Origin of the sequence: Paraburkholderia largidicola, from assembly GCF_013426895.1 — a bacterium.
GTDB lineage: Bacteria > Pseudomonadota > Gammaproteobacteria > Burkholderiales > Burkholderiaceae > Paraburkholderia > Paraburkholderia largidicola.
Genome location: NZ_AP023176.1, coordinates 133,773 through 146,102 on the forward strand (window position 1 = coordinate 133,773; position 12,330 = coordinate 146,102).

General features: G+C 57.6%; 8 protein-coding genes. 4 read left to right on the forward strand and 4 right to left on the reverse strand.

The features are described from left to right. The first annotated feature begins 130 nt into the window (after nt 1–130). Both PPGU16_RS29370 and PPGU16_RS29375 read left to right on the forward strand, forming a co-directional pair. Nucleotides 131–790: a response regulator transcription factor gene (locus PPGU16_RS29370; RefSeq protein WP_180726270.1), complete on the forward strand. Its 660-nt coding sequence runs from the start codon at nt 131–133 to the stop codon at nt 788–790. A 172-nt stretch (nt 791–962) separates the two neighbouring features. Beyond that, nucleotides 963–1,346 (forward strand): response regulator, encoded by a 384-nt coding sequence (locus tag PPGU16_RS29375; protein ID WP_180726271.1) that lies wholly within the window; start codon nt 963–965, stop codon nt 1,344–1,346. 22 nt (nt 1,347–1,368) lie between these two features. On the opposite strand, the gene PPGU16_RS29380 is transcribed toward PPGU16_RS29375, so the two are convergent. Continuing rightward, nucleotides 1,369–2,562, reverse strand: coding sequence for a porin (locus PPGU16_RS29380; protein ID WP_180726272.1), 1,194 nt, complete (start codon nt 2,560–2,562; stop codon nt 1,369–1,371). Between the two features lie 158 nt (nt 2,563–2,720). On the opposite strand from PPGU16_RS29380, the gene PPGU16_RS29385 reads away from it, so the two are divergent. Then, complete coding sequence (locus tag PPGU16_RS29385; protein ID WP_243460716.1) at nt 2,721–4,058, forward strand: MFS transporter; 1,338 nt, start codon at nt 2,721–2,723, stop codon at nt 4,056–4,058. 68 nt (nt 4,059–4,126) lie between these two features. Beyond that, entirely contained in the window at nt 4,127–9,619 is a 5,493-nt protein-coding gene (locus tag PPGU16_RS29390) for a trifunctional serine/threonine-protein kinase/ATP-binding protein/sensor histidine kinase (RefSeq protein ID WP_180726274.1), read from the forward strand. 85 nt (nt 9,620–9,704) lie between these two features. Here the strand turns inward: PPGU16_RS29390 and PPGU16_RS29395 are convergent, their stop codons facing one another. The 3 genes from PPGU16_RS29395 to PPGU16_RS29405 form a co-directional block, all read right to left on the reverse strand. Beyond that, nucleotides 9,705–10,550 carry an oxidoreductase gene (locus tag PPGU16_RS29395; protein WP_243460717.1) on the reverse strand — a complete coding sequence of 282 codons (846 nt, stop codon included), beginning with the start codon at nt 10,548–10,550 and terminating at the stop codon, nt 9,705–9,707. A gap of 69 nt (nt 10,551–10,619) precedes the next feature. After that, nucleotides 10,620–11,462: a haloacid dehalogenase type II gene (locus tag PPGU16_RS29400; RefSeq protein WP_243460718.1), complete on the reverse strand. Its 843-nt coding sequence runs from the start codon at nt 11,460–11,462 to the stop codon at nt 10,620–10,622. Nucleotides 11,463–11,485: 23 nt separating this feature from the next. Continuing rightward, the gene (locus PPGU16_RS29405; RefSeq protein WP_180726276.1) at nt 11,486–12,289 is read right to left on the reverse strand and encodes an SDR family oxidoreductase; all 804 of its coding nucleotides are present in this window, start codon (nt 12,287–12,289) and stop codon (nt 11,486–11,488) included. Between the last annotated feature and the right edge of the window lie 41 nt (nt 12,290–12,330).

A 12,330-nucleotide genomic window follows, 5' to 3' on the forward strand; every position in this document is an offset into this window, starting at 1 on the left:
GCTTATACACACGCCGATCCAAGCACGATATGCGGCATTGTTGACCCTACGTGGCATCGAGAGTCCGGATTGCTTACCATAGGAGAAGCTATCCAGCCGTCCCTGTCAGCGCACATTCCGGTCTTCGATAATGAAACACGATGCCATTCGAGTCGGGCAAGAAGCGGCACCTGGCTCGCTCGTTTATGTGGTCGATGACGATCCGTCAATTCGGGGGTCGCTCACTACGCTGCTTGCTTCGGTGGGACTCCAGGTCCGGGCGTTTGAAACTGCAGACGAATTTCTGGCTGCGAAAAAGCCCGAGGTGCCGAGTTGTCTCATCCTGGATATTCGCCTGCGGGGAGGCAGCGGCCTGGCTCTGCAGGAAGAGTCAGTCAGGAAAAAGATACGCTTCCCGATCGTCTTTTTGACAGGCTACGGCGATATAGAAATGGCGACGAAGGCAATGAAAGCGGGTGCCTTCGATTTTATGACCAAGCCGTTCAAAGATCAGGCTCTTATCGACACTGTCACGGCCGCCCTGCGGCGAGACGGTGAAGCGCTTCAGAAGGAACGGGTCGCCGCCGACATCCGCGATGCTTATGAGTCGCTCACCGCGCGCGAGCGGGAAGTCATCGTGCTGGTGACTGAAGGGCTTCTGAACAAACAGATTGCCGATCAGCTTGGGCTGAGCGAGGTGACAGTCAAGATCCATCGCGGACGGGCCATGCACAAGCTGCAGGTTCGCTCCGTAGCCGATCTGGTCAAGATGCTTCAACGGGTATTACCGTCGCAGCAAGAATCGGAATAGGTATTCGTCTGCGCATTGACGTTGTGCGCAACTGTCGGCTGCCAGAAACTCCCCGTAGGATAGTGTCACTGTATCTGCATCATTCGAAGGTCTTATTGCCGTGTCGTCTGCTGGACTGTAACTTGCCATAGGTTCAGCTCCCAGAATCCATCCAACGGTGTCCGGACCAGAGATGAAAGCAAAACGCTCTTCCGCAGTCATCGGCGTGGTCGACGACGACGAATCCGTAAGGATGGGTCTGTCAAGCATGCTTCGCGCTGAAGGGTGGAGTTCGGCTGCCTACGCCTCGGCCGATCAGCTTCTGGGCGATACCCGTCGGTCAAAGCTTCAGTTGGTGATTACGGATATCCAGATGCCTGGCATCGACGGCTTTGCTTTGCTCAATGCCATCAAGCTCTGGGAGCGTTCCATACCGGTGATCTGCATTACGGCTTATGCGACGGAAGCCGTGCTTGCGCGTGCGAGCGCCGATGGCGCCGCCGGGTTCTTTCCGAAGCCGGTGGACGACGAACGGCTGCTTGCACTGGTCGCCGAGCTATTGAGCAAGGGCGAATGATAGTGTCTCGTTCGGGTCCTGTTTAGAAATGAACATTGAGTCCGATGCGCACGGCACTCTGCCTTGAGTTGGACGACCGGCCAATAAAGTTATTGGCCGCGACCGCGCTTTGTCCGGTCGAGTCGACTCCAGACGCTCTCTGTGTCATCGCTTCGGCGTAGACGAAGCTCGTCTTCTGAAGAAAATACTGGATGCCGATCGTCGCCTGAATGTAGCGCGCAGAACCGAGTCCACCCGGATTATCAGCGGTGGAAACGCTATTTCGGGTGGTGATGTTATAGGCAGATCCAACGATCAACGACGGTGAAATCGAGTACCTGACATTGAACTCGATGTTCTGGAATGTCGCGTCCCCGGTATATTGGTGCGGATTGGGTCCGGCATTGAGATCGCCGAGGCCGCGAAACTGCGTATTCGTGTAGAGCACGCCCAATATGGCCGAGCCGATATTGCAGGAAGCTCCGCCCGAAAAAACCTGATAGGTATGGGCGGACACGAATCCGCTATCGACGGGCGACAAAAAGTAGACACCTGCCGGTGTAACTGGTGTGTTGACGTTTGCAGTTCCGGCCGCCAGTCCCTGATTGGGCAATTGGGCGTTGTTGTAGCTTGCACCTACGACAACTGCCCCGACTTCATACGTGGCTGCAATGGACGCAACCTGCCCCTGTGTGATGTGCCCTGCAACGCCTCCTGGCGCATACAGTAACTGAACGCTGACGCCCCGGACTTTCGGCGCGATGTACTTCAACGCGCCAGGCACCCGGAATGTGTCGTAAAAGTTGTCGACGTCGCCTGGGTGAGAGCCAAGAATGCCGGCCCATTGCGACGCCGCCGCGAAGTCCGGTGCGATCAGTGCGACGTCTGTATTCAATTGCCGCCCGGCAAGCAACGAGCCGAAGTTGCCGGCAAGCCCAACGTAAGCCTGACCGCCAAACAGACGAGCGCCTTGGCCCATCACGCCATTCGACGCATTGAATCCGTTCTCCAGTCTGAATACCGCGCTGAGTCCGTTGCCCAGGTTTTCGGTTCCGAACAGCCCAACCCGGTTCCCTTGTATGCCGTTATCGCTGAGGCTGATGGAGCGGCCTCCGTTATTGTTCGTGTTGAGCAGCAAGCTTGTATCGATCGACCCGTACAGCGTGACGGCGCTTTGAGCGAGCGCGCCGCTCGCTATCGCCATCATCGAAGCGCCGGTGAGCCATGATTTCTTCACAGTGCTCCCCGTGGCCGAAAAAATGCAGACGTCATGAGCCTTCCGATGTGTTCTGTCTGGAACGGCGCTAGAGTTGTGCATCTGCAATACTATCCCGGCGTGTTGCAACCGCATTACACAATGCCAGTTTTCAGGTCATGCCGCGGAGGAGGTGGCTTGTGTTGCATGTCGAGGGGCGGCCCGTGCCTTCCGGAGAACCCACGTCGACCCGTTCGAGTGAGCCGGATAAGGTCTTTAGAAAAATAGTCTGGCGAACCATGCCGGTGCTGTTTCTGATCTTCGTGCTGTCCTACATGGATCGCGTCAACATTGGGTACGCGAAGCTCCAGTTTGCGCACGAACTGGGACTAACCGACGCGATGTACGGGATGGGCGCGGGGATATTCTTTATTGGGTATCTCGTGTCGGGCATTCCCAGCAATCTGGCGCTTGCCCGCATCGGGGCTCGGGCGACGATTTCGCGCATCATGATTACGTGGGGAGTCGTCTCGTCGCTGATGATGTGCATTTCCTCGCCGGCGCAGTTTTATCTGCTCAGATTTCTGCTGGGTGTCGCTGAAGGCGGACTTGCGCCAGGCGTCTACCTGTATTTGACATACTGGTTTCCCGAGGCGCTTCGCGCAAGAATGATCGCTGTATTCCTTGCCGCCGTTCCCGTCGCTGGCGTCTTATGCGCGCCGTTATCGGGCTATCTGCTCGAGACCATGCACAATGTAAATGGCCTTGCAGGTTGGCAATGGATGTTCCTGATAGAAGGTATTCCTTCGATCATTGTCGGCATACTGGTCTACTTTCTGATCGAGAACACGCCGCAATCCGCGCGATGGCTCACCGCAGCCGAGAAGAAGTGGGTAGCGATGTCTCTGGCATCGGATACTGCCGGGCAAACAGTAGGTGAGCGTAGGTCCGACATACGGCAAGCGTTGACATCGAAGACGTTTCTGATCCTCGCTTTCATTGAAATCATCGGAGGTATTGCTGTCGCCGGCTTCGCGTATTGGCTTCCCCAGATCGTTCACGACCTTGGCGTCCGCACGTTTAGCCGGAATGGTTTGGTCACCGCGATTCCCTATCTGTGCGCGAGTGTCGGAATGATCATATGGGGATATTCATCCGACTGGTTTCGGGAACGCCGTTGGCACTACGCGATTGCTGCCTGCGTGAGTGGCTTCGCGTTACTCGTGGCTTCCCGTGACGGGATCAGTTTTTACGTCGCAATAGGCGGGTTGTCGCTGGCTTACACGGGAATCATGTCGTGTGTCAGCGTGTTTTGGGCTTACACGACGACTTACCTTAAGAGCCGGGCGGCGGTAGTCGGGATTGGCGCGCTCAATGCTGTCGCGTCTCTCGCCACCTATGCGAGCCAGTGTGCCTTCGGTGCGGCGAGCATGGCCACAAACAATTCACGGTCCGGTTTGTGTGGGATTTCGATTGCGCTGTTTATCGCCGCCTGCCTCGTGCTTTTTGTGCCGAAGAATTTGCGGGATGCTACGTAATCCCAGAACCCGTTCCTCTCACCTTGACAGGAACGCTTTCTCTTCCTGACTGACGACGGGTGTTCTCCATGGCAGAGGATTCTGGGTACACGCTTGAGCCGCTTCGCGAAGAGGCAGGTCTCACGCTCTACCGTGGCAGGGAATCCCGCACTTCGACGCCGGTCCTGGCGCTCGCTGCCGCCGTCGCTCAGCCACCGTCACACATCCTGCGGCGACTCGAACACGAATGGTCGCTCGCGCCCGAACTCGATCGGGCATGGGCTGCGCAACCGCTCGCGCTGACCAGTCATCGAGGGCGCGCGGCACTCATTCTCGATAATCCCGGCGGCGAGCCTCTGGATCGGATCATTGCGCAGCAAGCGAGCGATGCGCCCGATCTGACGGGCCGCCTGCGCATCGCCATCGGGTTGGCGACGGCATTGGGCCAGGTTCACCGGCACGGACTCATACACCGCGACGTCAAGCCAGCCAATGCGCTCGTCGATAGTTCCGGACGCGTGTGGCTGATGGGGTTTGGGATCGCATCACGGTTGCCGCGAGAGCGTCTGCCGCCTGTGCCACCTGAGATCGTTGCTGGCACGCTTGCTTACATGTCGCCAGAACAGACGGGGCGGATGAATCGCTCCATTGATTCTCGCAGCGATCTGTACTCTCTCGGCGTCACGCTGTACGAGCTATTCACCGGCGTTCTGCCATTCACTGCTTCCGATCCGATGGAGTGGGTGCATTGTCACATCGCAAGGCACCCGCGCATGCCCGAAGGACGGGGATCAGTCATTCCTTCGGCAGTCTCGGCCATCATCATGCGACTGCTGGCCAAGACGGCCGAAGAGCGCTATCAGACAGCCGTAGGCGTCGAGCGTGACTTCAGACGATGTCTTGAGGAGTGGGAGGCGCATGGACGCATCGATGCATTCCCGCCTGGGGAACGTGACATGCCGGACCGGCTTCTGATCCCCGAGAAATTGTACGGGCGGGAATCAGAAATCGATGCACTGCTCGCATCCTTCGAACGGATCTCTGCTGGAGGCAGGCCGGAACTCGTCCTGGTGTCCGGCTATTCGGGAGTCGGCAAGTCTTCCGTCATCAATGAGCTTCACAAGCCGCTCGTGCTGCCTCGCGGCTTTTTCGCATCGGGAAAGTTCGATCAATACAAGCGCGACATCCCCTATGCGACGCTAGCAGAGGCGTTTCAGGGCCTGATCCGTCCACTCTTGTCGAAAGAAGAGGACGAACTCAACCGGTGGAGTACGGCATTTCGCGAAGCGCTCGGACCCAATGGACAGCTGATGGTGGATCTTGTCCCCGAGCTGAAACTCATCATTGGAGAGCAACAGCCTGTTCCAGCGCTTGCATCGAGGGACGCACAAAGCCGTCTTCAACTGGTGTTTCGGCGATTCGTCAGCGTCTTCACACGGGACCATCCGGTGGCGCTTTTTCTCGACGATCTGCAGTGGCTCGACGCGGCAACCCTGGACGTAATCGAAGATCTTCTCATACAACCCGATGTGGAGCATCTGCTTGTTATCGGCGCTTACCGCGATAACGAGGTGCCTCCGGAACATCCCTTAAAGCGCAAGCTGGAGGCGATCCGCCGGTCTGGTGTGATCGTGCGCGACATCGTGCTCGTGCCGTTGGCGCATGACGATCTGGAAGCGTTACTGGCGGATTCGCTGCATGGCGAGCGGGCGCATGTCGGCCCGTTAGCGGAACTCGTGGAGGCAAAGACGCGCGGCAACCCGTTCTTCGTCATCCAGTTCATTTATGCGATGTTCGAGGAACAACTGCTCGTCTTCGATCACAGCCGAGGGCGATGGGATTGGGATCTGAATCGCATCCACGCCAAGGGTTATACCGACAACGTCGTGGACCTGATGGTGGCGAAGCTGAACCGTTTGCCGACTGAAACGAAAAAGGCGCTTCAGCAGCTTGCCTGCCTTGGAATTAGCGCTGACTTCGAGACGCTTCAGGCGGTCTACAACGATTCCATTGATGAACTGCACGGCCAGCTTTGGCAGGCAGTTCGGATGGGACTCATTTTTCAGATTGAAGACGCTTACCGCTTTGTTCACGACCGTGTGCAGGAAGCGGCTTACTCGCTGATTCCTCACGTGCTGCGGGCGGAGGCGCATTTGCGCATCGGCATGTTGATGGCGTCGCGCGCATCGCCAGAAGCACTGGATGAGCATATCTTCGAGATCGTCAACCAGCTCAATCGTGGCGCGCATCTGGTGGCGTCGATTGAAGAGCGCGAGCGCATTGCTCAATTGAATCTTGTTGCGGGGCGCCGTGCGAAGGCGTCGACAGCGTATGCATCGGCGATCGGATATCTCAACGCCGGGCGCGAACTGTTGACGGATGACACGTGGAAGCGCAACGATGAATTGGTCTTTTCAATTGAAAGTCTTCTTGCGGAATGCGACGTCCAGACGGCGAATCTGGCTACCGCGGAAACGCGGCTTTCGAGGCTTGCACAACGGGCCAGGCGTGCCCACAACACGGCGCTGGTCACGCGTCTGCGCCTGACGCTCTACAACTTGCTGGATCGCAGCGACAGCGGCATCGACGTATTCATTGAATATCAACGACATCGTGGCGAGCACTGGTCACCCCATCCATCCGGCGCCGACGTGTCCAAAGAGTTCAATCAGATCTGGAGGCGGGTGAGTGAGAGGAAAATTGACGAGCTTGTCGACTTGCCTTTGGTCAACAATGGCGAATTGCTCGATGTTCTGGATGTCTTCACCGAAGCTGTCATGACTGCGCAGTTCACCGATGAGAACCTACACGCTCTCATCCTTTGCCGGATGGTTGAACTCAGTCTCGACTATGGCAACAGTGACGCATCGTCATTTGCATACGTCACGTTGGGGCATCTTGCCGGCCCTCAGTTCGGCAACTACGAAGCGGGATACCAACTCGGAAAACTCGCTTACGAACTGGTCGAAAAGCATGAATTGCATCGGTTTCGCGCGCGGGTCTACATGCGATTCGGAAGTCTCATCATGCCTTGGCGATGCCATGTCAAGGCGGGACGGGAGTTGGTGCGTCGCGCGTTCGACGCTGCGATCCAATCGGGCGACCTGACGTTTGCGGCCTATAGCTGCAACAACCTGTACACCAACATGCTTGCGGCAGGAGACGCGCTGTCCGAGATTCAGCGGGAAGCGGAAACGGGTCTTGCATTCGCGGAAAAGCTGAAATTTGGTCGTGTCATCAGCATGATCACGACGCAGATCATGTTTATCCGGACGCTTCGCGGCCTCACCAGCAGGTTCGGCACCTTCAACGACGGTCGCTTCGATGAACTTCGATTCGAGCATCATCTGTCTGGCAACGCGACGTTAGCGAGACCCGAGTGCTGGTATTGGATTCGCAAGTTACAAGCGCGCTTCTTTGCTGGCGACTATGCGGGTGCGATCCATGCGTCGGAAAACGCGGCGCGGCTCTTCGAGAAGTCGCACTCGTACTTTGAAGTGGCGGAGTATCACTTTTACAGCGCGTTAGCGCGAGCCTGTGCCATCGATGACGCGACCGAAGACCAGCGACGAGAGCATGCTCAGGCACTAGTCCGACATCACCGTCAACTTGCGATCTGGGCGACGAACTGTCCCGAGAATTTCGAAAGCTGTGCCGTATTGGTGGAAGCGGAAATTGCCCGCATCGAGGGGCGTTTGCTCGACGCCGAACACGCTTATGAGAAAGCCATTCGTTCGGCAAGTGCGAACGGGTTCGTGCAGAACGAGGCAACAGCGAACGAAGTGGCCGGGCGCTTCTATGCGGCACGGGGATTTGACAAGATTGCACGCACATATTTGCGCGACGCTCGCCGATGCTATCTCGGCTGGGGAGCGAACGGCAAGGTCAGGCAACTCGACACACTGTACCCCGATATCGATGACGATCTGACGGCGCCGGGCTTCAATGGCATGATCATGGCACCGTCCTCGCTTCTCGATCTGGCCACGGTCATCAAGGTTTCGCAAACACTGTCGAGCGAGATGGTTCTACCGAGCCTGATCGAGAAACTGGTTCGGCTCGCTGTCGAAAATGCGGGAGCGGAGCGCGGTTTGCTGATTCTGCTTCGCGGTGCCGCGCAGGGCGGCGAACTGCGGATCGAGGCCGAGGCGACGAGTCAGGCCGGGGGAATTGATGTGATCGTGCGGCAGACCATCGTCACGTCGTCGGACCTGCCGCAATCAGCGCTGGATTATGTCATCCGCACTCAGCAGCGTGTCTTGCTCGATGATGCTTCTAGCGACATTTACTATTCAGAAAACGACTACGTGCGCCAGAAACATTCACGATCCATATTGTGTTTGCCGATCGTGAAGCAGGCGAAACTCATCGGCGTTCTTTATCTGGAAAACGGCCTGGCGGCGGGCGTTTTCACTTCTGATCGTGTCGAACTATTGCAACTGCTTGCTTCGCAAGCAGCGATTTCATTGGAAAACGCGACACTTTATTCCGACTTGCAACGCAGTGAAGCATTTCTGGCGCAAGGACAGAAGATCAGTCACACAGGAAGCTTTGGCTGGAATGCGACGGGTGGCGAGCATTACTGGTCCGAAGAGGGCTACAACATCATCGAGTACGATCGACGCATCCAACCTTCCGTCGAACTCGTACTGCAGCGCGTTCATCCTGAAGATCGGGATGCTGTCCGTCTGGCTCTGGAAGCCTCCAGGAAGGAAAAGAAGGACTTCGACAGCGAACATCGCTTTCTCATGCCCGATGGACGGATCAAATATATCCATGCGTCGGGTCAAGCAGTCAGTATAGGCAACCTCGAGTTTATCGGCGCCGTTCGTGACGTGACCGAACGCAAGCGGGCAGAAGAAAGCCTGCGCCAGGCGATGGTCGATCTCGCGCGCATCAATCGTGCGACAACCATGGGAGAAATGGCCGCTTCGCTGGCCCATGAAGTCAGTCAACCAATTTCGGGCGCGGTTGCCTACGCGAGTGCCTGTTTGCGTTGGCTTTCCCGGGACAGGCCGCATACGAAAGAGGCGCGCACGGCTGCGACCAATATGGTGGAAGACGCACGCAGGGCGGCTGATATCGTCGTCAGAATCCGCAAACAGTTCGAAAAGGGGGCTTTGAATCGCGAAGTCTTCGAGATCGGCGAGATCATCCGGGACACCGTTGGCCTGTTGCGCGGAGAGATCCAGCGCTACAACATAACGGTGGGAGTCGACCTGGAGTCCGCTCTCCCTCGCGTGGTCGGGGATCGTGTGCAGTTGCAGCAGGTCGCGATGAATCTGATCCTCAACGGCATAGAAGCGATGAAGGATATCGATGGCCTAAGAGAGATTGCTGTGACAGCCGAGCGGACCGGCGAGGAAGTACTCATATCGATCAGGGACACCGGAATCGGAGTACAGCCTCAACTGGCAGAACAGATTTTCGACCCATTCTTCACGACGAAGCCGCATGGTACCGGTATGGGTCTTCGGATCAGCCGGTCGATCGTGGAGTCGCATGGCGGGCGTTTGTGGATTTCCAGCGACGTCGGATCGGGGGCGACGTTTCAGTTCACCTTGCCTGTCCGCGAAGACTGAGATATCGACACCAGACGAACAACAGCACCGTTGATTTTGCAGCAGCACTATCGCCTTCTTCTACAGCAATCGAGGAAAGCTGCATTCAGGAAGGAAAGTCGGTGGATGCCGACAATGCTTCCCACTTTTTGGTCTCGGTCGTCACGTAAGTGTTCTTGTCCTCGATAGCCTTTAGCGTGTCGGTGCCGAGCGGCAGACGTAATGGTGGCGTTGGCGCATCGACGAGCTTCACAAGTGCCGTCGCGAGTCTTTGCGGATCACCAGGCTGATTATGGTTGATGCTGGCAGCGAGTTCACGCAGCTTGCCTGACGTCTGCGCATAGTCGTCGATGATCTCCTTGCCGACCAGCAGCGACGACGTGTCGAGAAAATCCGTGCGGAAGAAACCCGGCTCGATCGTCGTCGCGTGAATGCCGAGCGGCTTCAGTTCGTCATGCAGGGCTTCCGTGATACCTTCAACAGCGAACTTCGTGGAGCTATAAACGCCAACCCCGGCAGCCGCGCGATAACCGACGATCGACGATGTGTTGATCACATGCCCCGAGCGCTGCCCGCGCATGATGGGCAGCACGGCACGGGTCACGTTCAGCAGGCCGAAGACGTTGGTGTCGTACATGCGTCGCACGTCGGCGTCGCTTGATTCCTCGATAGCGGCCAGCAGGCCAAAGCCCGCGTTGTTGATCAGCACGTCGATGCGGCCGAACTTCTCGACAGCCGCTTCAACGGCGGCTTTCGCTTGCGCTTCGCTGGTCACGTCGAGTTCGACGCTCAGCAGAGCAGGTGATTCACCCAGACGCTCGACGATCGCTGCCGTATTGCGACCCGTGGCGACGACGGCATTACCATCGGCAAGCGCTGCCTGTGCGATCAGTGCGCCAAGACCACGGGACGCGCCCGTGACGAACCAGACGCGTTTGAAGGATTTGCCCATGTGTTGCTCCTGCATTTGCGATAGAGAAGGCGGAATCGGTTTTGAGTGACAATCGGCAGAATACGGTGCCTAGATTCCGAGCTTGTTGGCCAGATCGACGAGATCGTCGGCGATGATGTCGATGAAGCTCTCCGGTTTGCGGTCAGCCGCATGGCCGGGTCCGAGTTCTAATGGTCGTGGAACATACGCCGTGTGAAAACCCGCCTGTTTCGACGCATGCAGATCCCACTTGTGCGCCGAAACCATCAATAGCTGATCGGGCCGAAAACCCGTGTAGTCGACGGCTGATTGATAGACCCTCGGATCGGGTTTGAAAGCGTGACTCAGTTCTCCCGTCAGGACCTCGTCAAAGGGCAGCTTGCTGTCTTTGACGAGCGCGGTCATTTGCGCCATCGACGCGTTGGTCAGCGTGGAGAGCGTGTATTTGCGGCGAAGCTGGGTGAGACCTGCCACTGAGTCCGGCCATGGCGCCATCTTTCCCCATTCGCCAAGTAGCTGATCGCGATCCGTGTCCGATAGACGGTCGCCGACGCCGCGCTTGACGAGCAGCGGCAGCAACGCTTCCCGGTAGACCTCGGTGTTCGAGATCCAGGGACGGCGACCGGCCGAGATATCGACGATGATGTCGTGCGCGCCACCGCTCCAGTCGCCGGGCAGCGTTGCCGCCCAGTCGTCGGCGAGTCCGTACTTGCGGCCGATTGCCTGCGCGCGTTGCACCACGGGATCGTAGAAGTCGAACACGGTTCCCTGCATGTCGAAGGTCAGTGCCTTGATTCCTGCCACACTGGCATTGGAGGTCGCCCAGGTTCGCATTGGCGCCATCGCAAGCAGCGCGGTCCCTGCCAGCGCGCCGAACAGTAGCGCGCGACGTGTTGAGTTCACCTTGTCGGTGTGGATTGGTTGTACGCTCATATCGCACCTCTTCTGCCTCGCACTCAGATCGTTCGCGTCAACATCGCCTGCTCTGCGGCGACGGCCCAGTCGGCCGTGTCTTTCGGGTAGATCGTCCGGAACGGACCCGTGTTGGCAGGGATCAGCTCGACCATCTTGCCAATCATGTCGTCAGGGTCGAGGCGCATTTCCGGTTTATCGAGCAGTGCGTCTGTTTGCGCCTTGTACGAGGCGCGACTCGTGAAATTGACGTCATCATCGAGCCAGCGATAAGCCGCCTCCACGCCGCGCTCATTGAAGCCGGTAAAGAATGGACCAGGGTTGATGGTCTGCACCTGAATGCCGAACTCCTTCAACTCTTCCTGCATCGATTCGGCGATCGACTGAACTGCGTGCTTGGTCGCCGAGTAGGTGCCGATCATGCCAGGGCTGACAAGTCCGACAATCGACGAGATGAACACGACTTTGCCTTTGACCTGCGTTCGGACCCAACGGCGCACCACGCGCTGCGTGAGATCCAGCAGAGCAAACACGTTCACTTCGAAATTCTGTTTGACTAGCGGCATGGGAATTTCCGCAACCGGGCCGCCCTCAGCAATGCCGGCGTTGTTCACCAGGACGTCGAAATCGAGCTTTGCCGCGTGCACGATGTCATACGGGTCGAGCATGTTGAGCTTGGTGACCGTCAGATTCGGCAGGTCCATCGCGGCTACCTTGTCGCGAAGCGCCGTGACTTGCGGCCAGGACTCGGCAGTCGCGATAACGGTATGCCCGTTTTTCGCCAGTCCAATGGCTGCGCCTTCGCCGAGACCCGAACCTGCGCCCGTGATAAGAATGGTTTTACTCACTTGAATCGCTCCTTTCTGGAAGACGGGAAGAAAAGGTGGCC